Source organism: uncultured Roseibium sp., assembly GCF_947494555.1.
GTDB lineage: Bacteria > Pseudomonadota > Alphaproteobacteria > Rhizobiales > Stappiaceae > Roseibium.
Genome location: NZ_CANLVF010000006.1, coordinates 206,086 through 228,757, shown reverse-complemented (window position 1 = coordinate 228,757; position 22,672 = coordinate 206,086). Strand labels below are relative to the sequence as shown.

The following is a 22,672-nucleotide window of genomic DNA, read 5'->3' as shown; positions in this document are numbered from 1 at the left end:
ATTCCGGTGGGAGGACACTATGGATATGTCGGGCAGCCAGGTGATACCGGCCGGGCGGGAGGCAGTGTGGCGCGCACTGAATGATCCGGAAGTTCTCAAGGCCTGCATTCCCGGCTGCGAAAGTCTGGAAAAGACCTCCGACAACGAGATGAACGCGCAGGTGACCACGAAGATCGGGCCGGTCAAGGCGAAGTTCAAAGGTGCTGTCACACTTGAAAACATCAACCCTCCGGAAAGCTACACCATAACCGGTGAAGGCAAGGGTGGCGTTGCCGGCTTCGCCAAGGGTGGCGCCGATATCAAGCTGACAGAAGCAGAAGGCGGAACGCTGCTGGAATACGAGGCGAAGGCCCAGGTCGGCGGCAAACTTGCGCAACTCGGCAGCCGGCTGATCGACTCCACGGCCAAGAAAATGGCCGAGGATTTCTTCACGAAATTTTCCGAGACGGTTGCCGATCAGTCGGGATCGGCAGCATCGGCAGAACCGGCTGCACCTGAGGTGGCCCCGCTTGAAACTTCCGCCACACCGGAACCGGTTGTTGCGGCTGCTCCAGAGATGCCATCCGCCACCTCGACCAGGCCGCCGGACAGCGAAAACGCCGGCCAGCAGGCAACCAGGGATGAAAAGGTCTTTGGCGGTCCGCTCGTCTGGGGTCTGGTGGCTCTTGGGGTTGTCGTCATCGTCTTTGCGGTTCTCTTTTAAAAGGGGACGCGCATCTGGATCGCGGATTTCAGTCCGTCCGGTTCACATAGAAGAACACCGGTAGAAGGCCGGGAAATGTCGTTTCAGGCCATGGGAGCATGGCCCTGGAAATTGCCCGAGGGAGATTGATTTATGACGAAGGTATCGTTGGTTTTGAACGGGAAGTCTGTGACGTGTGATGTTGAGGATCGGACGTTGCTTGTCTCGCTGATCCGTGATGTTCGGGGATTGACGGGGACGCATGTTGGTTGTGACACGTCGCAGTGCGGTGCGTGTGTTGTTCATGTTGACGGGAAGGCGGTTAAGGCCTGTACGATGCTGGCGGCACAGGCGGCGGGGTCTGATGTTGTGACGCTTGAGGGGATCGGGTCTGCGGATGCGCTTCATCCAGTTCAGGCGGCGTTCCGGGAGCATCACGGTCTTCAGTGCGGGTTCTGCACGCCCGGGATGATCATGAGCGCGGTTGACATGATCAACCGTCATGGTGCGGGCAATCTGGACGAGGCGACGATCCGGGACGAGCTTGAGGGCAACATCTGCCGGTGCACGGGCTATCACAACATCGTCAAGGCGATCAAGGCGGCGTCGGACCAGATGGCTGGGATGGCTGAGGCGGCTGAATAGGGCTGTTGGTTTGAGATTTGAGCGCTGTGTTTGCAGCGCGTTTTGACGATTGGGTCCAGTGTCCGTTCAGCGTCTTGAGGAGAAGGCGCGGCGAGGTGTCAGTGGGATCCGGATCAGGTTTTTGGGAGAGAGAGAATGGCAATTGAGGGGATTGGCGCGCGGGCGCTGCGCAAGGAGGACAAGCGGTTCATCACGGGCAAGGGCCAGTATACGGACGACATGGTTCTGCCGGGGATGGGCCACGCGGCCTTTGTGCGCTCTCCGCATGCGCATGCGAAGGTGACCGGAATTGATGCGAGTGCGGCGCTTGCGATGCCTGGTGTCGATGCGGTCCTGACGGGGGATCAGCTGATCGGCGACGGGATCGGCAACCTGATCTGCGGCTGGATGATCCACTCCAAGGACGGGTCTCCGATGAAGATGGGGGGCTGGCGGGCGCTTGAGCCTGAGGTTGTGCGCCATGTGGGGCAGGCGGTTGCCGTTGTTGTGGCCGATACGGCTGCTGAGGCGCGCGATGCGGCCGATGCGGTTGTTGTCGACTATGAGGAGCTTCCGGCTGTGGTTGATCCGGTTGCCGCGCTTGAGCCCGGGGCTCCGCAGATCCACCCTGAGGCGGAAGGCAACCTGATCTACGACTGGGAGATCGGGGATGCGGCAGCGGTTGATGCGGCCTTTGCGGGCGCAGCGCATGTGACGAAGATGGAGATCCGCAACAACCGTCTGGTTCCGAACCCGATGGAGCCGCGGGCAGCGCTTGCAAGCTACAATGACGCGGAAGAGCATCACACGCTCTATACGACCTCGCAGAACCCGCATGTGGCACGCCTTGTCCTGTCGGCCTTCTATAATGTTGCCCCTGAGCACAAGCTCCGGGTGATCGCACCGGATGTCGGCGGCGGCTTCGGCTCGAAGATCTACATCTATCCGGAAGAGATGGTGTGCCTTTGGGCGTCGAAGCGCGTGGGCCGTCCGGTGAAGTGGGTGTCGGACCGCACCGAGGCGTTCCTGACGGATGCCCATGGCCGCGATCATGTGTCGGAAGCAGAGCTGGCGCTGGATGCGGACAACAGGATTATCGGTCTCCGGGTGAAGACGATCGCCAATCTGGGCGCCTACATGTCGTTGTTCTCGTCGGCGGTGCCGACCTATCTTTATGCAACGCTTTTGTCGGGCCAGTACAACATCCCGGCGATCCACGCGAATGTGAAGACGGTCTATACCAACACGACGGCGGTGGATGCGTACCGGGGGGCGGGGCGTCCGGAGGCGACCTATCTTCTGGAGCGGATCATGGAGACGGCGGCACGGGAGGTGGGTCTGTCTCCTGCGGACTTCCGGCGCAAGAACTTCGTGCGTGAGTTCCCGCACCAGACGCCTGTGATCATGTGTTATGACGCGGGCGATTATGATGCGACGCTGGATGCGGCGCTGTCTGCTGCCGATTATGCAGGCTTTGCGGCGCGCAAGGCGGAGGCGGCCTCGCGCGGCAAGCTGCGGGGCATCGGCATCTCCTGCTATATCGAGGCGTGCGGCATTGCGCCGTCGGCTGCGGTCGGCTCGCTCGGGGCCGGTGTCGGCTTGTGGGAATCTGCCGAGGTCCGGGTGAACCCGGTCGGGACGGTTGAGGTCCTGACGGGCTCCCACAGCCATGGCCAGGGTCATGAGACGACGTTTGCGCAGCTGATCTGCGAGCGCTTCGGTCTGGACAGCGATGCGGTGTCGATCGTTCATGGTGACACGGACAAGGTGCAGTTCGGCATGGGCACCTACGGCTCGCGCTCGGGCGCGGTCGGCATGTCGGCGATCGTGAAGGCGCTGGACAAGGTGGAAGCGAAGGCGAAGAAGATCGCGGCGCACCTGATGGAGGCCGCGGAGGGCGACATCCAGATCGAGGGCGGCGAGCTGAAGGTTGCGGGCACGGACAAGAAGCTCAGCTTCACCGAAGTGGCGCTTGCGGCTTATACGGCGCACAATCTTCCCGAAGGCATGGAGCCGGGTCTGAAGGAGGGGGCGTTCTACGACCCGTCCAACTTCACGTTCCCGGCGGGCACCTATGTGTGCGAGGTCGAGGTCGACCCGGAGACGGGCAAGACGGAGATCGTGAGCTTTGTTGCGGCCGACGACTTCGGCAAGGTGATCAACCCGATGATCGTGGAGGGCCAGGTTCATGGCGGCCTTGTCCAGGGGATCGGGCAGGCGCTTCTGGAGAATGCGGCCTATGACGAGAACGGCCAGCTTCTGACGGCGTCCTACATGGATTACACGATGCCGCGCGCCGATGATGTACCTTCGTTCAGCCTGTCGACGCACGAGACGCTTTGCCCGGGCAATCCGCTCGGCATGAAGGGATGCGGGGAGGCCGGTGCGATCGGGTCTCCGCCGGCTGTGATCAACGCGATCACGGATGCGGTCGGGTCGAACGAGCTTGCGATGCCGGCCACGCCCGAGCGTGTGTGGCAGCTGTGCCAGGCGCAGCTGAAGCAGGCGGCCGAATAAGGTTCGCGAGGAAAATTCTTCGGGCAGGGTCAGCCTGCCCGGTCACCGACAAAGAGATTTTGGGGAGACCCGACATGTATGAAACAACCTATCACCGCGCCGGCTCAGTTGGCGAAGCATCGGATCTTGTGTCGAAGGCTGAGGACGGCAAGATCCTTGGGGGCGGCCAGACGCTGCTGCCGACGATGAAGCAGCGTCTTGCGTCGCCGAGCGATCTTGTGGATGTGACGAAGATCGCGGAGATGAACGGCATCTGCGAGGGCGATGGCAGCCTGTCGATCGGGGCGGCAACGACCCATGCGGAGGTTGCCGCGTCCGACCTCGTGAAATCGAAGCTTCCGAGCCTTGCGGGGCTTGCGGGCGGCATCGGCGATCCTGCGGTTCGGCACATGGGCACGATCGGGGGCTCGATTGCCAACAACGATCCGGCTGCGGACTATCCGGCAGCGCTTGTGGCGCTGGGGGCAACGGTTGTCACGAGCAAGCGCTCGCTTTCCGCCGAAGACTTCTTTGTCGGCATGTTCGACACGGCGCTGGACGAGGATGAGATCGTGGTGTCCGTGACGTTCCCGCTGATCGAGAAGGGCGCCTATGCGAAATACCCGAACCCGGCCTCGCGCTATGCGATGGCGGGTGTCTATGTGGCCAAACACCAGGACGGCTCGGTGCGGGTCGCGGTCACGGGGGCGGGCCACTACGGCGTCTTCCGGGTCGACGGCATGGAAGCAGCCCTTGCCGGCAACTGGTCGCCGGACGCGGTCGCTTCCATCAAGGTGGACGCTGGCTCCATGCTGCACGATATCCACGGATCCGCAGCCTACAGAGCAAACCTCGTCACCGTCATGGCCAAACGCGCCGTCAGCGCAGCTGGCTGACGAAGACGGCAACCGAAATACCGGTGCGCTTTTGCGCGCACCGGCGTTCCCCTAACCCTGCTCGGCAATCAGATCGCGTCCCATCTGCCGGAACAGATCCAGATAGTCGAGCAGAACCCAGTTTTCCATGATCTTTCCGCCAGCGCAGCGGTAGAAATCCATGACCCGAAGCGTAAGCGATTTACCTGTGGCAGGAACACCCAGATAGTCGCCTTTATGCGTCATGGTCATGGACGGCCAGCCGCTGACGGCTGCGTAATTGCCATCACCGATCCGGCAATAGTGGTCCCCGCCGACCCGGTCCGGAAAGGCGGTCAGAAACGAAGCCCGGTGATCCTTCTCAAATCCGCTCCAGCGGTAGTTCGATCCGATCCCACCCGGCCCGTACCAGAGCATGTCGTCGTGCCAGTAGCCGTTTTCACCGGTCTGGCCCTTGGAGGTGAATGTGTTCGGATCGAAAGCTTTCAAATCCGCAAGCATCGCTTCGCAAAGATCCAGCGTTCGCTCGCCGTCTTCCTGATCGACCGGCAGGACGCCGTCATGGGTCGCGGGACCTGGGAACATCATTTCAGTGCCAAGCATTCCCGGGAGAGGCATCCGGTTGGCCTGCCGCATCAGATCGATGAGATCGAGGATGATCTTGGCCTCCGAGATGCGCCCGTCCGGCTCGATCCGGTAAAACTCGCCGGACCGGAGGAATGCCAGGTGATGAGATGGCAGAACACCGAAAAGCGGATTTTCGAAATTGCCGACATAATGGGCGACACTGGCGACCCAATGTCCTCCCGGAGCCCGGCGGTTCGGTCCGCCAATGAAAATCTCGTTGCGCCGGCGGACATTGGAAAACGCGGTTCGCAGAGGTTCGAAGAAGGCCTCTTGAACATGCGCCTTGCCGGAAAGCCGCTCCACCGGATAGGCGACATCCCAAATGGCGTCGTCGGTTAAGTGATTGGAAAGCAACGACCTCATCTCGCTCGCTGGTGCTGTGAGGATGACGTCGAGAAAGCCCTGTGGCTTAAGCCGGAAATCGGACATATTGTGCCTTGCAACAATTGCGAAGTTTTACGTATTGCAACAATTTTGCATTCGTATGCAAAAAATCATTGCCAAAGTCTTTCCTCTGTGTCTAGCTAAATTGCATAGGAATGCAAGATTGTCGCTCGGATTGCTGAGGAGGGGACGCAGTGGCTGAGATTCAGCTGAGAAACGTTTCAAAACGCTGGGGATCCTTTGTCGGTGTCGACAACTTCGATCTGACCATAGCCGACCGTGAGTTTCTGGTCCTGCTTGGCCCGTCCGGCTGCGGCAAGACGACGACCATGCGCATGATCGCCGGTCTTGAAGACGCAACCGGTGGCGAGATCGTGATCGGTGACCGGGTTGTCAACGATCTGGATCCCAAGGACCGCGACATTGCAATGGTTTTCCAGTCTTATGGCCTTTACCCGAATATGAATGTTTACGAGAACATTCGCTTTCCGTTGAAGGTGAGGAAGGTCGACCCGTCGACCCATGATGCCCGCGTACGCCGTGCGAGCGCCATGGTCGAGCTTGACGAGTTCCTGCATCGCAAACCCGCAGAACTGTCCGGCGGCCAGCGCCAGCGTGTGGCGCTTGCCCGCGCCATCGTGCGCGAACCGAACGTCTTTCTGATGGACGAGCCGCTCTCCAATCTGGACGCCAAGCTTCGTGTCTCGACACGGGCGCAGATCAAGAACCTGCAACACGAATTGCAGGTGACGACCATCTACGTCACGCACGACCAGATCGAGGCGATGACCCTTGCCGACCGTGTCGTCGTGATGAAACGCGGCATCGTGCAACAGGTCGGATCGCCGACGGAAATTTATGACCGTCCGGCCAACACATTCGTTGCCAGCTTCATCGGATCTCCTGCCATGAACCTCATGGAAGGTACTTTGTCTGCCGGCACCTTCACGGGCGAAAACGTCAGCATCACAGGACTTGACGGCCCCGACGGTCCCATGACCCTCGGTTTCCGCGCCGAGGACGCCGCCGTTGCATCATCGAGCGCAGACGCGGAAATCAACGCACCGGTTTACACCATGGAGCTGCTTGGCGATGCCACGATGATCACCGTGAAAGCCGGTGGAGCGCTCGTGTCCGTAAAGGCCAACAAGGACTACAGGATCGAGATCGACGAAAAAGTCGGGCTGCACATCCCCGGCGAAATTTGTCATCTTTTCAATCACGAGACAGGCGCGCGCATTGACGCTTAAGCCGGTCCGGACCCGGCATTCTGCCGAAAAAACCAGAGCAGCGCCTGTCGGCGCATGGAACAGCAGGGAGACCTGACAGATGTTGAAGAAACTGCTTCTTGCCGGTGCGATGTCGCTGGCAGTCACTGGTGCGGCAAGCGCCTGTGATTTCACGAATACGACACCGGTGAAATCTCTTACCGCCGGTTTTGAAGCCTGGAAGGCGGTGACGTCTTTCATGGCCAAATGCGGCGACTTCGAAGCTGAACTAGACCAGGAGTTCCGCACCAAGCAGCCCGCGGCATTTGCCGCCAACCCGTCGCTCTACCAAATCGGCGGTGTTGCCAACGGAACCCTCGTTCCGCTGCTCAACGAAGGAACCGTTCGTCCGCTCGATGACCTTATCGCGAAACACGGTCAGAACCTGACCGCGAACCAGCTCATCAAGATCAACGGCGAGACCATGGCCGTTGCCATGATGGTGAATGCGCAGCACCTGATGTATCGCGAGGACATTCTGACCGATCTCGGCATCCCGGTGCCGAAAACCTATGACGAGGTTCTGTCAGCGGCCGCCAAGATCAAGGAAGCCGGCGTCGTGGAATACCCGATTGGCGGTACATTCAAGACCGGTTGGAACCTCGGTGAGGAATTCGTGAACATGTATCTCGGCATGGGCGGCGAGTTCTTTGGGCCGGACAATGCTGCGACGATCGAGAATGAGCAGGGCGTTGCGTCTCTCGAAATGCTCAAGAAGCTGACCGAATACATGGATCCGGAATATCTCGTTTCAGACTCCACCTACGTCCAGCAGCAGTTCCAGCAGGGCAAGATTGCCATGGCGAACCTGTGGGCCAGCCGTGCAGGGGCTATGGACGATCCGAATGAATCCCAGGTTGTCGGCAAGGTCAAAATGGCCGGTGCCCCGACCGCTAACGCACGCGCAGCCTCCACATTGTGGTGGGACGGCATCGTCATCGCCAAAAATGCATCCGACGAAGAAGCTGAAGCTGCTTTCCGTGTCGCGATGAATGGCATGACACCTGAAATGGTCAAGGAAAACAATGACGTCGCTGTCTGGCTGATCGAGGGCTACGAGCCTGGACCTCTCGCGCTCGGCGTTGTTCAGACAGCTGAAGCCGGAGCGTTGCCGTACCCGGCGAGCTCGCAGATGGGCCTGATGCACACAGCGCTTGGCAACGGTGTCGCCGATTATCTGACCGGTGCAAAAGACGCCGAGACGACGTTGAAGGACATCGCCGCCGCGTACACGACGTCGGCGAAGGAAGCCGGACTGATCAAGTAAGGCCGCAACAGCCTTCGCGAGGGGCGCCCGCGCCCTTCGCCCTATCCAGGTACTTTCACGGGAGGGCAGCATGAACACCAAGACATTTGCCGCTTTTGTCGGCCCGTCCATCTTCCTGATGCTGCTCTTTATCGCTGCACCGCTTGTCAGCGTGTTCATGCAGAGTTTCTATGTCACGCAACCGGTGTTCGAACAGGTTGAAGTGGAAACCTGCACCCCCGGTTTTCCGAACCAGACATGCGTCACCGAAACAAAAATACAACCGGTTCTTGGAGACGACGGCAAGATCGTCACGACGGTGAAATATGTCGGTCTGGAGAGCTACTCCAATGTACTGGAGCCGGGTCGTGCCTGGGAGGCCCTGAGCGCTCTTGATTTTGATGCCCTGCTGACCATCGACTTCTGGAAGGCACTCCGCTTCACATTGACGTTCACGCTGGTAACGCTTCCCCTTGTTATCGGTGTCGGGCTGGCCATTGCGATCACGGTCAACAATGCCACCCGAATGATACGTGGCCCCATCATTTTCGTTTCACTGCTGCCCTTCATCATCACACCGGTTATCGGGGCGCTGTCCATCCGCTGGCTGTTCATCGGCGACGGCATCATGACGGCCTTTCTGGAGTGGTGGCTCGGGCGCGACATATCCATGTTCGGACAGGGTTGGACCATTGAACTTCTGATGATGTTCTACCGTGTCTGGCACGTGGCACCCTTTGCATTCCTGGTCTTTTATGCAGGCCTGCAAACCGTCAATCAGGACACGCTGGAATCGGCAGTGATTGACGGAGCGAGTCGCTGGGAGAGGCTGCGCTATGTCATCATTCCGCACCTGATGCCGCTCATTGTTTTCGTTTCGCTGATCCACCTGATGGATTCGTACCGCGTCTTCGAGGAGATTGTCGGCTTCTCGAGCCAGGCCTACCGCATTTCCCTGCAATGGCTGACCTACGACCTGTTGACGCCTGATGACAGCGGAAACCGATCCATTTCGCGCGCATCCGCAAGTGCGATGCTCACCATGATCGGCATTGTTGTTCTGCTGATTCCGTTGCTGCGCAAAACCTGGCGCGATCACAAGGGAGGACGGGTATGAGCCTGCCAAAATCCATGCAGCAGCCCATGGCGCTGCAACTGTCCTCGGCCGGTTTCCTGGCGTTCTGGTGCCTGATTGCTGCTTTCCCGATCTTCTGGATCGCGGTCATGAGCTTCAAGGACCCGATCGACGCCTTTTCCTCGAACCCTCTCAGCGTGATTTTCGGACCCGAAACCGTTGCGACCGGCCGCGGCCTGTCGATTGTCAGCATCATCGTCGGAATTGCGTTTCTCTGGTACACGATCCACCTGGCCATGACGCTTCTTCCGAAAATGGTCAGCAAGTACACGCCGCCCCATCTGCTCGTCCCGGGCTGGATAATCGGCGCGCTCGTGTTTGCAATCGGCTTCCTGATTGTGTTCGCGGGAATCCTTCCGCCGGTTCTGGGTGTGGTCAATTCGGTGCTCGGCCCGTTTGGCAAACCGATCCTCGGCCTGACCACAGAACACTATCAGGCCGTATGGGTCGAAAACGCTTTCTACGAGAACTTCACCAATTCGCTGATTGTCACGGTTGGTGTGGTGACGGTCTCCTTGACGGTCGGAACCCTTGCCGGTTACGGCCTGGCAAGGTCGGGATCGACCGGATCGGTCATAGCCTTCTGGATCCTCATTATCGCGCTGGTCTTCCGCGCGCTGCCGCATTCCGTCCTCGTCGCCGGTTATCTGCCGCCCTTCATCAATTCGGCCGAAATCCTGCGCCCGCTCCTGGGCGATGCAGCGCCGACCCTTTATGGCAAACCCTGGGCGGTGATCGCGGTCCTGGTGTCGATCAACCAGCCCTTCACGATCTGGATGCTGCGGTCGTTCTTCCAGAACATCCCGAACGAGCTGGACGAAGCGGCGCGCGTGGACGGATGCACCCACTTCCAGGCATTCCGCTGGGTGATCATGCCGGTGATGTGGCCGGGCGTAATCACGACAGGCCTCTTCAGCTTCCTGCTCGCCTATAACGACTATCTGGTCTGTTCGCTCCTCTTGGACGCGCAGAACCAGACCATGGTTCCGGCCATTGCCGGCTACTTCAATCGTGAAACGACCACGACGGATCAGGTTGAAGCCGTGGCTGCGGCGGTGTCTATCATCGCACCGCTTTTCTTGCTGATCATGATTTTCCAGCGCCAGATCGTTTCGGGCCTAACAGCCGGAGCCGTGAAGGGATAGGTCATGCAGTATTCAAACAGGCACTACAGTCACAGGTGAAACATGAAGGGATCCCGTCCCGAACAGGCGGCATTGAGCCGCGACACGGATATGAGCAAGACGGAGGAAACCCGCCGCGTCATCGAAGGCATGGTCGATGGTCTCAACGACCACCGGATCGCAGACATCGGAGAGTTCTTTTCTTCAGGTTTCCGTTGGCTGGGGAATACCGGGTGCGGAACCAAAACCGGTCTCAAGGAATTTCAGGACAACTGGCAAAAACCGTTTCAGGCAGCCTTTTCGGACAAGGTCTGCGTTGATGAGGCGCGGCTCTACATGGGTGAATGGGCTGCCGCATTCGGGCGCCAGGAAGCGACTCATTCCGGAGAGTTCATGGGGCTCGCGCCGACGGGCAAGCGGGTCGAGATCCGTTACATGGATTTCTGGAAGGTGGTCGACGGCAAGATCGTGGATAACTGGGTGATGGTCGACTTCCCTCATGTTCTGGCCCAGCTCGGCAAGGACGTTTTTGACGGTCAGGGCTGGGAAGCCTTCGACCGCGGCGAGCGCGTCCCGCCTACGCCAGAAAAAGCTGCGTGAGGGAAAACCAAGTAGTTTTCCATGTTTCGCAGAAGGTCACTTGAACTTTCTGCATACGTATGCAAACTGAAGGAAAACGATAAGGTGCGTGGCGTTTGAGATCCGCAAAAGATTTTCCGCTCGCGCCGTGAAAGGGATGAAACATGGCCATTGAGTATCTGAAGCGCGGGAAGCCGGAATCCGAACGCTCCGAAGACGATGCCAAGGTTCGCTCCATCGTGGAGGGAACGCTCAAGGAGATCGAGGCACGCGGCGATGCCGCGGTTCGCGAACTTTCGGAGAAATTCGATAACTATTCGCCGGCCTCTTTCCGGTTGAGCGCCTCGGAAATCGACGCCCTGATGAACCAGGTCTCGCAACGGGACATGGAAGACATCAAATTCGCTCAGGAACAGGTGCGCAAGTTCGCCGAAGCGCAGCGTGCATCGATGCTGGACATCGAAGTCGAAACGATGCCAGGCGTCATTCTTGGACACAAGAACATACCCGTGCAGTCGGTCGGCTGTTATGTGCCGGGCGGCAAGTTTCCAATGGTTGCCTCGGCGCATATGTCGGTCGCGACAGCATCCGTTGCCGAGGTGCCGCGCATCATTGCCGCAACGCCGCCCTTCAAGGGTGCACCTAACCCGGCGGTGATCGCCGCAATGCATCTTGGCGGCGCGCATGAGATTTATGTCCTCGGCGGCATCCAGGCCGTCGGCGCCATGGCGATAGGAACGGAGACCATCGACCCGGTCCACATGCTCGTCGGCCCAGGCAATGCCTTCGTTGCCGAAGCCAAGCGCCAGCTCTTCGGGCGTGTCGGCATCGATCTCTTTGCAGGTCCGACCGAGACGATGGTGATTGCAGACGAAACGGTCGATGCGGAAATGTGCGCGACCGACCTGCTCGGCCAGGCAGAGCATGGCTACAACTCGCCGGCGGTTCTGGTCACCAATTCGCGTAAGCTCGCCACCGAGACACTCTCTGAAATCGACCGGCTTTTGAAGATCCTGCCAACGGCTGACACCGCGTCGAAATCCTGGGAGGACTATGGCGAAGTGATCCTGTGCGACACCTATGACGAGATGCTCGCCGTTGCCGATGACATCGCCTCGGAGCACGTGCAGGTGATGACCGACCGGGACGACTGGTTCCTGGATAACATGACCTGTTATGGCGCGTTGTTCCTGGGAGCCAGAACCAACGTTGCCAACGGCGACAAGGTGATCGGTACGAACCATACGCTGCCGACGAAAAAGGCCGGACGCTACACGGGCGGACTTTGGGTCGGCAAGTTCCTGAAAACGCATTCCTACCAGAAAGTCCTCACGGATGACGCAGCTGCCGAGATTGGCGCTTATTGCTCGCGCCTGTGCATGCTGGAGGGCTTTGTCGGCCACGCGGAACAGGCAAATGTCCGCGTCCGCAGATATGGCGGCGGAAACGTGCCTTACGGAGAGGCTGCCGAGTAGAAATGGATAAGCACACGGCCCATAAGGCATTGATCGCCCCATTACGGGCCGCAATGTACGATTTCGAGGAAGCCGTGGTTCGCAAGACCCTCGAGGGTCTGTGTGCACCAGATGCCACCTTCAGGCTGTGCCACCCGTTTGGAGACACGGTCGGTCCCGATGCTTTTTACGACAAGGCTTTCAGGCCGCTTTTGAAGGCAATCCCGGATTTGGAGCGCCGCGATACGATCGTGATGGCCGGCCCGACACCCGAAGGCGACGACTGGGTCGGCTGTGGTGGTTACTACACAGGATCGTTCGAAAAGCCGTGGCTTGATATTCCGGCGACAGGCCATCAGTTCGCAATGCGCTTTCACGAGTTCTATCGCTTCGTGGAGGACAAGGTCGTGGAGTTTCAGGCGATCTGGGATATTCCCGAAGTTATGATGCAGGCGGCCGCGTGGCCGATGGCCCCAAGTCTCGGGCGCGAATGGCATGTGCCGGGTCCGGCGACGGAGGACGGCATCGTACCCGGACCTTATGACGCCGAAGCAGGTCAGCGCACCTGCCAGCATATCATCGACATGCTGGAATACCTGAAAAAGCACCCTTCGCAGGGCGGTCCGGAAGTGATGGAAATGCCGCGCTTCTGGCACCCCCGCATGAGCTGGTACGGCCCGTCCGGTATCGGTACGGGCCGTGGCATCAAGGGCTTCCGCAAGTGGCATCAGATCCCGTTCCTGAACGGCATGCCGGATCGCGGACAGTATGTCGACGAAATCACCTATCATTTCTTCGGCGACCGTGAATATGCGGCGGTCACCGGCTGGCCGAACATGATCCAGACCGTCAGCCACGACGGCTGGATGGGGATCGCGCCAAACGGCAAGCGTATTACCATGCGCAGCCTCGATTTCTGGCGGCTTGAAAACGGCTTGATCAGGGAAAACTGGGTACTGGTCGACCTTCTGGATGCCTATGACCAGTTGGGTGTTGACGTTTTCGGCAGACTTCGGGATTTCAACAAGGCCCGCGCTGGCTTTGACCTTGAAACCGGAGTTGCTCTGCAATGATCGACCTGCCTTCCACCCCGAGTTTTTCTCTTGCCGGCAAGAAGGTTCTTGTTGCCGGTGCTTCTTCAGGCATCGGCCTTGCCTGCGCTTCAGCGCTTGCTGAAGCAGGCGGAGACGTCGTGCTGGCTGCTCGCCGCACTGAAAAACTCGCAGAAGCCGTCAACGCCATGACGGCAAAGGGATGGAAGGCATCTGCGCTTCAGCTCGACATTGCCGACGTTATGGAGGTCGAAGTTAGCGTCGACAGACACGGGCCGTTCGATGTCCTGGTCAACAGCGCTGGCCTTGCACGCCATTCTCCGGCCGTCGAGACTACGCCGGAAGACTTCGATGCGGTCATGAACGTCAATCTACGGGGTGCCTATTTCGTAACGCGATGCGTAGCCAAGGGATTGATCGCGGCTGGAAAGCCGGGGTCGCTGATCAACATGAGCTCGCAGATGGCACATGTCGGCGGTATCGACCGCGCGGTCTACTGCGCTTCGAAATTTGCTGTCGAAGGCTTCACCAAGGCAATGGCGCTGGAGTTCGGACCGAAACAGATCCGCGTCAACACGATCTGCCCGACGTTCATCCGCACGCCGCTTACCGAAGCGACCTTTGATAACCCGGATCGGGTCAGGTGGATCGAGGAAAAGATCAAACTCGGCCGTACCGGCACGGTGGAAGATATCATGGGTGCTGTTCTCTATCTGGCAAGCGATGCGTCTGCGCTGGTCACCGGCACGTCACTGATTGTCGACGGAGGTTGGACGGCCGACTAATGCGCGCTGAGAAAGTCACGTCCGTTGATGTTGCGAGAAGGGCCGGTGTCAGCCAGTCCGCTGTCAGCCGCGTGTTCACGCCCGGGGCTTCGGTCTCTCCCAAAATGGCCGAGAAAGTGCTCAAGGCGGCCCAGGAACTCGGATACAGGCCCAATGTTCTGGCCCGTTCGCTGATCACGGGGCGGTCGCGCATCATCGGGCTGGTTGTTGCCTACCTTGAGAACCAGTTTTACCCGGACGCACTCGAAAAACTCTCCACGGCGCTGCAGGCGCATGGCTACCACATTCTCGTTTTCATGGTTTCCAACGATGACGCGGGTGTCGACAAGGTGATGGGAGAACTGCTGGACTATCAGGTCGACGGCATCATCACCGCATCCGTCGGCATGTCCAACGCTTTGGCTGCCCGTTGCGCGGCAGCCGGGGTGCCGGTTGTTCTTTTCAACCGTGGCCAGGACGACGAACGGCTCAATCAGGTCACGTCGAACAACTTTGAGGGTGGCCGCAAGATCGCGGAATTTCTTGTCGCCGGCGGCCACCGCAGGATCGCTCACATCGCTGGCTGGTCGGGCTCGTCGACAGGCCGGGACAGACAGTCGGGGTTCCTGGCCGGGCTGAACGCTGCAGGACTTGATATCACCCGCTGCATCGATGGGATGTACAACCGAGAGACGGCCGCGGCCGCAACGCGTGAAATCTTCTCCGGAAACGAACGGCCCGACGCGGTCTTTGTCGGAAACGATCACATGGCGTTTGCCGTGATGGATGTCCTGCGGTTCGAACTGAAACTCGACGTTCCGGGTGACGTGTCCGTGGTCGGCTACGATGATGTGCCGCTTGCCTCATGGCCTGCTTACGATCTGACAACCTTGCGGCAGCCCTCGAACCGGATGGTGGAAGCGACTGTCTCCACGCTGCTTGGCTGGATCGAAGAGGGCAGCAACGACGTTCAGAAAATACAGATTGACGGACCGCTCATGATCCGCGGCTCCGCGCGCATACCCGAAGGATGGCCCGATGAAAGGCTTTGACCCGCGCTGGAAGGATTTTCCGGACTACATAATCGGCATCACGAAAGAGATCTGGGAAGACCGCAAGATCGCGACCCTGCATCACTACTATTCCAGCGACATCATTGTCCGGTCGCCGGGCTCGCTCGTTGTCGGCAACAAGGATGTCATCGGTGCGACAATGGCGACCCTGTCGGAATTTCCCGACAGGACCCTTTTCGGTGAAGACGTAATCTGGTCCGGCACACCGGAGGACGGCATGCTGTCTTCCCATCGTATTATCTCAACCGCGACCCATCTCGGTGACGGCGTTTACGGAAAGGCAACCGGCAAGAAGCTGCAATACCGGATCATCGCGGACTGCCACGCGATCGACAATCAGATCAACGACGAATGGCTGATCCGCGACCAGGGCGCGATCGTCCGGCAAATGGGCTGGGATCCGAAAGACTATGCACGCGATCTCATAGCGCGAGAGGGCGGACCGGAACACTGCGTCCGGCCCTTTACCGCAGCGGTCGACAAGGCCGGCCCCTACAAGGGAAACGGCAACGACAGTGAATGGGGCGCGAAATACGCCGATATTCTGAGCCGTCTCATGAATGCGGACATGGCAGCGATCGAGGCGGAATACGACCGCGCGTGTGAGCTTGCCTATCCCGGTTTCGTCAACGGCTATTCCTGGGCGGCTGCCGACAGGTTCTGGATGGGACTGCGGTCCAGCTTTCCATCCGCCGAATTCAAGATTGAGCATCAGATCGGGCGCGACGATCCACTGATGCCGCCGCGTGCGGCCATCCGCTGGTCGCTCTCCGGCAAACATGATGGTTGGGGCGCCTTCGGGGAGCCCTCCGGGGCGGATGTCTACGTCATGGGTGCGTGCCATGCCGAATTCGGTCCCTGGGGGCTGAGACGTGAATACGCTCTCTTTGATGAGACGGCGATCTGGAAACAGATCGCGTTGAAGACTGGATGATGTGAGCAAACAGGCAGGTTGGTTATGACCCCTCAAGAAATGGAAAGCCGGATCGTGCGCTATGGTGATCTGAAACCGTGCCGCACGGCATTCATCGACGCCCACACGCCAGGCTCGGATCAGAAAGAAAACTTCACGATCATCGGAGGCGGGGTCTCCGAAAGTCCGGACCAGCACGTGCATATCAAGGAAACTCCGGGCTTCAATATCGGGGCGGCAGGCCAGCCCCCGAAATGCCGCAACTCGCTGCATTCGCACACCACAGCAGAGGTGTTCTTTGTCCTGAAGGGCCGCTGGCGGTTTTTCTGGGGGCGTTGGGGATCGGCCGGTGAAGTTGTTCTGGAAGAAGGCGACATTTTCAACATCCCGACGGGCATCTTCAGAGGCTTTGAAAACATCGGCACCGACTACGGAATGATCATGGCGATCCTGGGTGGTGACGATGCCGGTGGCGGCGTGACCTGGGCGCCTCAGGTCATTGAAGACGCCGCCGATCATGGCCTTGTTCTCGGCGAAAACGGTGTACTTTACGACACCAAGAAAGGGCAGGTGCTCCCGGACGGTATCAAGCCGATGCCGCTTTTGACCGACGAACAGCTTCAGGCCTTCCCTGAACCGGGCAATGAAGCCGTCGTCAGGGACTATGTTGCGCGTTACTGGGACATGACGGCACTCTCCGCCAAAACGCCCTGCCGGGTAATCGGCGAAGCCGGGCTCCTGAAAGACAAACCGGGTTTCGAGGTCGAGTTCCTGACCCGCGGATCGATCCCGGAAACGAGCTACAGCCTCGCCAGTCATGAAATTCTGATGGTGGTGCGTGGTCATTGGAAACTCAGTTGGCCGGGTGGCGAAAAGACACTTGCGCCGGGCGACACAGCAGCCGTGCCACCGGGCCTCGAACACAGCCTCGTACCATCCATGAGCGGCGAAGCCAGTCTGTATCGTGTCATGAACACCGATGATCCGGCAGGACCGACCTGGGTCGTTTGATGAAAGTGCAGGGCCGGCCCGGCTTGCGCTCCACGCGTCCTGCAAGGCGTTGACGGGTCACAGATGCTCGAAACAAATCAGAGGCAAGGCGTAAGAATTTGCCAGAAACACTGGGGGAGATCATGAGCAAGATTGACGTTACCCACGTCGGCTCATTGCCGAGAACACAGGCAGTCGTCGACTTTATCTTTGCCCGGGAAAAAGGCGAAGACTATGACGAGGCAGCCTTTGATGCGGCCATGGCGGCTGCTGTGTCGGAAACCGTGCGCAAGCAGGTCGAAGCGGGCGTTACCATCGTCAGCGACGGAGAGACCTCCAAAATCTCCTACGCGACTTATGTGAAAGACCGCTACACGGGTTTTTCCGGTGACAGTCCGCGCAATGCGCCCGCCGACTTGAAAATGTATCCGAGCTTCCTGAAACGGATCGCGGAGAGCGGTGGCACGCCCCAATACGCGCGTCCGATGTGTACTGGTGAAGTCCGCTCCAAAGGGCAGGGCGAGCTGATCAAGGACATCCGCCATCTGAAACTTGCGATGGCAGAACATGGCGCGGAACACGGCTTCATGAATGCCGCCTCGCCCGGGGTGATTTCGCTCTTTCTCCAGAATGATTATTACCCGTCCCGCGAAGCCTATCTGCAGGCGCTCGCGGACGTCATGAAGGATGAGTACGAGACCATCGTCGCTTCGGGACTGAACCTGCAGCTCGATTGTCCGGACCTCGCGCTGTCACGGCATATGCTCTTCACCGATCTTTCGGATGATGAATTCCTGAAGATCGCAGCGAGCCATGTCGATGCGCTGAATCATGCGCTTCAGAACATCGATCCGGCAAAGGTGCGCATTCACATCTGCTGGGGGAACTACGAAGGCCCGCATGTCTGCGACATTTCCATGGACAAGGTGTTTTCGACGCTAATGTCGGCACGCGCCCGCTATGTGCTGTTCGAGACGTCCAACCCCAGGCACGCACATGAATGGACGGTCTTCCGTGATCGCAAATCCGAAATTCCCGACGACAAGGTTCTTGTCCCGGGTGTTGTTGATACGACCACGAATTTCGTCGAGCACCCGGAAGTGGTTGCTCAGCGTCTGGACCGGTTTATCCCAATTGTTGGTGCGGATCGCGTGATTGCCGGATCGGATTGCGGCTTCGGCACCTTTGCAGGCTTTGGCGCGGTTGATCCGGAGATCGCCTTTGCCAAGCTGAAGGCTCTTGCCGACGGTGCCGCGATTGCCGGAGGACGTGCGTGACCCCACTCGTCCTGCTTCCGGGTATGATGTGTGACGCGCGGCTTTACGGCCCTCAGATCGCCGCCCTGTCAGGACGCGTGCCGCTTCATCTGGCTCCGATCACAGACCACGCCACGGTGGAAGCGCTGGCAGCGGATGTTCTTGACAAGGCGCCGCCGAAATTTGCGCTGGCCGGGCTCTCAATGGGCGGGATCGTCGCGATGGAAATCGTGAGGCAGGCTCCGGACCGGGTTTCGAGACTGGCATTGCTGGACACAAATCCCCGTGCGGAACTGGACGAGGTCAAGCAGCGGCGCGAGCCGCAGATCGGCAAGGTAAGGGCAGGCGGACTGCGCGAGGTGATGAGAGACGAACTCAAGCCGAATTACCTGGCGAACGGTCCGTTGCGGCAGGACGTCCTGGAGGCGTGCATGGCGATGGCCCTTGATCTCGGTCCCGAGGTTTTCGAGCGCCAGTCCAGGGCCCTTCAAACGCGGCCTGATCAGCAGGAAACGCTCCAAGCGCTGACAGTGCCGACCCTGATCCTGATGGGAAAGGAAGATCGGCTCTGCCCTTTGGAACGGCATGAATTGATGCACGCGCTTGTCGATGGATCCGATCTCAGGATCGTTGAACAAGCAGGCCATCTGCCGACCCTTGAACAACCCGAGGCCGTAAACGCGGCCTTCAAGACCTGGCTGGATATCCAATGAACACCGAGCTACTGGACCTCCTTAGATCCGTCGACACGCCGACGGTGTGCAATGCGATTGAAGTTGCAGAGGGAAAACGCGGCTTCAACCGTTTCACGCGCGGGACCATGCTGGCCTCCGACCCTTCGGCCCCTGCCATGGTCGGCTACGCGCGCACCGCCAAAATTTCGGCCCTGGCACCACCGACCGAACCGCCTGAAGTCATCAAGGCAAGACGAATGGACTACTACCGGTACATGTCAGAAGGACCGCGTCCGGCGCTGACTGTTGTTGAGGACATTGATTTCCCGAACGCCATCGGCGCCTTCTGGGGGGAAATCAACACGGCAGTGCACAAGGGGCTGGGGCTTTCAGGAACGTTGACCAATGGGGTCATGCGCGATCTCGGCGACTTGCCGGACGGGTTTCCGGTCGTTGCCGGTTCGATTGGACCGAGCCACGGCTATGTTCACGTCAAGGAGATAGATGGACCCGTCAAGATCTTTGGTCTGGACATTCATCCCGGCGAACTTGTCCATGCGGACCGGCATGGCGCGTTGGTTGTCCCCGAAACAGTGGTCCCTGATCTGGCGAACGCGATCCGAAAGCTTCTGGATACGGAACAGCTTGTTTTGGGCCCTGCGCGGGAACCCGGGTTCAACTTCGAGAAGTTCGAAGCGGCATGGGCGGCGTTCGAAAAAGCCCGCACGTAGTAACCGGATTTTCCGACTAGGAAAACGTCGATCCGGCACGGCCTTTAGGGTCCGGACGCTCCTCATCCCTGTTTTTGTTTTCTTCAATTGACAGTGCTGCGCGTCACAGGTCGCGCGGTAAGTGATGCCTTACTTATTGATCATCGACGGACGGTAAGTCTCTCGATTGCTTGGTGCGTTTGGCGGCAAGGCGCGTGAAAAAGCAGGTGAATCCACTATGCTAAGGCAACGCGCGGCCAAATTGGCCATTGCAATGTCGAACAGCGGGAACAGGAGTGGGCAGTGTCTGACAGAATGGCTACAGAAGGAGTGTCCGGGATCGACGGACAATCAGTTCAATCCGTTTCCCGATACGGCACGCCGGCGCGCCTTTTGCATTGGGCCGTTGCCGTCCTTGTCCTGGTGACCTGGCCTCTCGGGCTGATGATCGGCTTTGCCAAAAAGGACGTGGTTTCGACGTTCTACCTTCTTCACGAAAGTTTCGGCTTTTTGGTGATCTGGCTGATGCTTGTGAGGGTGGGCAACAAGCTTACGGCGGTGTCGCCGCCGCACGAAGGACCGACTCTGGAGCGCTATGCCGCCTCAACGGTTCACGGGCTGCTCTATCTGTTCCTGATCATCATGCCCGTTTCGGGTTTCCTGGCGACCAATGCACACGGGTTCCCACTGAAATGGTTCGGTCTGTTTCAGGTCTGGAGTCCCATCGGCAAGAGCCCGGATATCGCTTGGACGCTTTCGGCCATTCACGCCTGGAGTGCCTGGATTTTGCTTGCGCTGTTCGCGCTTCACATAGGTGCCGTACTGTTTCATCACATGCTTAAGAAAGACATGACTCTCTACAAAATACTTTAGGCGATTGCCTTGCACCAACGAAGCGCGCGGACGGCTGGTACATTGACGTGCCAGCCGTCCTGTTGCGTCGAAAGGCGTTTGCAAACCGCTAAACAGGTGCCGTCAGGAATATCCGGACACGCGGACCGGAACAGCGGGAAATTCTCCCGGTCGCCACAGGGCAACCTGCAAATCCTGTTGGCGTCCACGGATTGAAACGGTCTCAAGCCTCGGCGTTGGCATCCTGTTGCCCGATCGACTGGCAACCGCGTCAAGCAGGTCCACCGAAAATGCGATGGACGCTTCGTGGCTTTTCGCGACCTCCAGCAGCCGGCTGGCAACATTGACGCAGTCGCCTGTTGTCGTGATCTGCTGCTGCCTGTCGTGTCCCAGGCGCGATAGCACGACTTTCCCGAAATGTGCTCCAACCCTCACAGCGCTAATGTGGTCTGCAACGTTGGATCCCTGCAGCCATCCACTGATCGTGCTTTCCAACTGAAACGCGCAACGCACGGCGTTGACCGGATCGGTTTCCGATGCATCCGGGACCCCGAACCCGAGCATGGCGCCGTCGCCCATGAAATCGAGCACCACGCCCCCTGTCTTGTCGGCGACATCGACAACGATTGTGTGGAAGGTCTTCAGGAAATCGCGGGTTCTGACAGGACCGAGCTGTTCGCTTAGTCCGGTATAGCCTGACAGGTCGATAAACAGCATGGCCGCATCCTGTTCCCGCGGGTTTGCGAGAAAATCCGGATCTTCGGCGATTCGGGTCGCCAGACGTGGAGATTGAAAGCGGCTCAGGGCGCTCTGTGCCTGCAACAGGCGGCGTGAATGGAACCGGTCGAAAATCTGCCTCGTGACCAGAAGCCCAACCACCGGAGGCAAGCTGGCGGCAAACGGCAAAGCACCATTCAGCCATTGTGACTGGCCGAAAAATAGAAAACCGGCGAACAGCCAACAAGCGAGCAGGATGATGTAGAACACAAAGGCCGGTGCAAGCGGTAGAAACGCGACTGCAACAAGACTAAGAACAGTGACGGCAATTGCGGCGGCACCATCCGCAAGCCGTATGGTGTCGTTGCGGGCAAGCGCAGTCCCGTCCAGAAGATTGGCTATGCCGGTTGCTTGCACCTCAGCGCCTGGCATCACGGGATCGAAGGGTGTGCCAAACCTGTCGCCGACACCGGTCGCGGTGACGCCCAAAACAACGATCTGGCCGGTCAGATCCGGGGTATCGTCTGACAGTAGGCGTTCGGCGCTGACCGTTCTGATCGTCCCGCCCGGTCCGTAGAAGTTCAACGCAAGATGCCACCCGGCATCGAGAACCTGATCCCGGTTGCCCGTTCTGAGGCCGGTCTCGGTAAAAATGGGCGTCTTGTTGGAGTAAAGCTCCAGGGCTTTGAGGCTGAAGGATGGCTGCAGTCCGCCATCAGTCAGGAATAGGAGAGGGATGTGCCGGGGGGTGCCGCCGGTATCTGTCACAACATTTGCAAGGCCCACTTCGGCGGCATCGGCGATTTCCGGAGTTGGTGACAGGATGCTGGCAACGGTCGGCACGAAACTCGCCGACGAAGTCATGTTCCCGCTGTGCCCTGCTGCAGCAATCACCACCGGGAGGGACTCGAATTCCTTTGCCAGTGCGGCATCGCCCGCACTGTCCGAGGCGCCGAACAAAAGAATGTCGATCGCCAGCGCCCGGGCACCGGCAGCCTCGATCTTCCCGACCAGCTCTGCGAGCTGTGACCGTGTGAGCGGATATTTTCCGACGATCGATACCGTCTGGTCGTCGATCGCGACAATAGTCACGTTTTCCGGAGATTTCCGCTCACCGGTCAGAACGATGCGCAGGTCGAGCAAAACCGTCTCGAACCTGTCGAGCACGCTCGCGGTT

General features: G+C 59.2%; 21 protein-coding genes. 19 read left to right on the top strand and 2 right to left on the bottom strand.

Features of this window, described 5'->3' with window-relative positions; translation table 11 throughout:
* Positions 1–19: 19 nt before the first annotated feature.
* From Q0915_RS26015 to Q0915_RS26000, 4 genes are all read left to right on the top strand, one after another.
* On the top strand, positions 20–703 hold the full coding sequence (locus Q0915_RS26015) for a carbon monoxide dehydrogenase subunit G (protein ID WP_299483647.1): 684 nt from the start codon (positions 20–22) through the stop codon (positions 701–703).
* A 132-nt stretch (positions 704–835) separates the two neighbouring features.
* Entirely contained in the window at positions 836–1,327 is a 492-nt protein-coding gene (locus Q0915_RS26010; RefSeq protein WP_299483646.1) for a (2Fe-2S)-binding protein, read from the top strand.
* A gap of 135 nt (positions 1,328–1,462) precedes the next feature.
* The gene (locus Q0915_RS26005) at positions 1,463–3,823 is read left to right on the top strand and encodes a xanthine dehydrogenase family protein molybdopterin-binding subunit (protein WP_299483645.1); all 2,361 of its coding nucleotides are present in this window, start codon (positions 1,463–1,465) and stop codon (positions 3,821–3,823) included.
* Between the two features lie 74 nt (positions 3,824–3,897).
* Complete coding sequence (locus tag Q0915_RS26000; protein WP_299483644.1) at positions 3,898–4,698, top strand: xanthine dehydrogenase family protein subunit M; 801 nt, start codon at positions 3,898–3,900, stop codon at positions 4,696–4,698.
* 51 nt (positions 4,699–4,749) lie between these two features.
* Here the strand turns inward: Q0915_RS26000 and Q0915_RS25995 are convergent, their stop codons facing one another.
* Complete coding sequence (locus Q0915_RS25995) at positions 4,750–5,733, bottom strand: ester cyclase (protein ID WP_299483643.1); 984 nt, start codon at positions 5,731–5,733, stop codon at positions 4,750–4,752.
* 149 nt (positions 5,734–5,882) lie between these two features.
* Here Q0915_RS25995 and Q0915_RS25990 point away from each other — a divergent pair, with 149 nt between their 5' ends.
* The 15 genes from Q0915_RS25990 to Q0915_RS25920 all read left to right on the top strand — a co-directional run bounded on the left by Q0915_RS25990 (position 5,883) and on the right by Q0915_RS25920 (position 20,799).
* Positions 5,883–6,938 (top strand): ABC transporter ATP-binding protein, encoded by a 1,056-nt coding sequence (locus Q0915_RS25990; RefSeq protein WP_299483642.1) that lies wholly within the window; start codon positions 5,883–5,885, stop codon positions 6,936–6,938.
* Between the two features lie 79 nt (positions 6,939–7,017).
* Entirely contained in the window at positions 7,018–8,223 is a 1,206-nt protein-coding gene (locus Q0915_RS25985; RefSeq protein WP_299483641.1) for an extracellular solute-binding protein, read from the top strand.
* A gap of 70 nt (positions 8,224–8,293) precedes the next feature.
* Positions 8,294–9,319: a sugar ABC transporter permease gene (locus Q0915_RS25980; protein ID WP_299483640.1), complete on the top strand. Its 1,026-nt coding sequence runs from the start codon at positions 8,294–8,296 to the stop codon at positions 9,317–9,319.
* Positions 9,316–10,482 carry a carbohydrate ABC transporter permease gene (locus Q0915_RS25975; RefSeq protein ID WP_299483639.1) on the top strand — a complete coding sequence of 389 codons (1,167 nt, stop codon included), beginning with the start codon at positions 9,316–9,318 and terminating at the stop codon, positions 10,480–10,482. Before Q0915_RS25980 ends, Q0915_RS25975 begins: the two co-directional genes overlap by 4 nt.
* A 42-nt stretch (positions 10,483–10,524) precedes the next feature.
* On the top strand, positions 10,525–11,061 hold the full coding sequence (locus Q0915_RS25970) for an ester cyclase (protein ID WP_299483638.1): 537 nt from the start codon (positions 10,525–10,527) through the stop codon (positions 11,059–11,061).
* 143 nt (positions 11,062–11,204) lie between these two features.
* Positions 11,205–12,515, top strand: coding sequence for a histidinol dehydrogenase (gene hisD / locus Q0915_RS25965; protein ID WP_299483637.1), 1,311 nt, complete (start codon positions 11,205–11,207; stop codon positions 12,513–12,515).
* 2 nt (positions 12,516–12,517) lie between these two features.
* Positions 12,518–13,567 carry an ester cyclase gene (locus tag Q0915_RS25960; protein ID WP_299483636.1) on the top strand — a complete coding sequence of 350 codons (1,050 nt, stop codon included), beginning with the start codon at positions 12,518–12,520 and terminating at the stop codon, positions 13,565–13,567.
* Entirely contained in the window at positions 13,564–14,331 is a 768-nt protein-coding gene (locus Q0915_RS25955) for an SDR family oxidoreductase (RefSeq protein WP_299483635.1), read from the top strand. Before Q0915_RS25960 ends, Q0915_RS25955 begins: the two co-directional genes overlap by 4 nt.
* Positions 14,331–15,362 (top strand): LacI family DNA-binding transcriptional regulator, encoded by a 1,032-nt coding sequence (locus Q0915_RS25950; protein ID WP_299483634.1) that lies wholly within the window; start codon positions 14,331–14,333, stop codon positions 15,360–15,362. The genes Q0915_RS25955 and Q0915_RS25950 overlap by 1 nt, the downstream gene beginning before the upstream one ends.
* A complete protein-coding gene (locus tag Q0915_RS25945) occupies positions 15,349–16,317 on the top strand; it encodes an ester cyclase (protein WP_299483633.1) in 969 nt (322 codons plus the stop codon). The genes Q0915_RS25950 and Q0915_RS25945 overlap by 14 nt, the downstream gene beginning before the upstream one ends.
* Positions 16,318–16,341: 24 nt before the next feature.
* Positions 16,342–17,307 carry a cupin domain-containing protein gene (locus tag Q0915_RS25940; RefSeq protein ID WP_299483632.1) on the top strand — a complete coding sequence of 322 codons (966 nt, stop codon included), beginning with the start codon at positions 16,342–16,344 and terminating at the stop codon, positions 17,305–17,307.
* A gap of 122 nt (positions 17,308–17,429) precedes the next feature.
* Positions 17,430–18,563: a cobalamin-independent methionine synthase II family protein gene (locus Q0915_RS25935; RefSeq protein ID WP_299483631.1), complete on the top strand. Its 1,134-nt coding sequence runs from the start codon at positions 17,430–17,432 to the stop codon at positions 18,561–18,563.
* A complete protein-coding gene (locus tag Q0915_RS25930) occupies positions 18,560–19,255 on the top strand; it encodes an alpha/beta fold hydrolase (RefSeq protein ID WP_299483630.1) in 696 nt (231 codons plus the stop codon). The genes Q0915_RS25935 and Q0915_RS25930 overlap by 4 nt, the downstream gene beginning before the upstream one ends.
* On the top strand, positions 19,252–19,947 hold the full coding sequence (locus tag Q0915_RS25925; protein WP_299483629.1) for an RraA family protein: 696 nt from the start codon (positions 19,252–19,254) through the stop codon (positions 19,945–19,947). Before Q0915_RS25930 ends, Q0915_RS25925 begins: the two co-directional genes overlap by 4 nt.
* A 294-nt stretch (positions 19,948–20,241) precedes the next feature.
* A complete protein-coding gene (locus tag Q0915_RS25920) occupies positions 20,242–20,799 on the top strand; it encodes a cytochrome b (protein WP_299483845.1) in 558 nt (185 codons plus the stop codon).
* A 102-nt stretch (positions 20,800–20,901) separates the two neighbouring features.
* Here Q0915_RS25920 and Q0915_RS25915 read toward each other — a convergent pair whose 3' ends face one another.
* Entirely contained in the window at positions 20,902–22,662 is a 1,761-nt protein-coding gene (locus tag Q0915_RS25915; protein WP_299483628.1) for an adenylate/guanylate cyclase domain-containing protein, read from the bottom strand.
* Between the last annotated feature and the right edge of the window lie 10 nt (positions 22,663–22,672).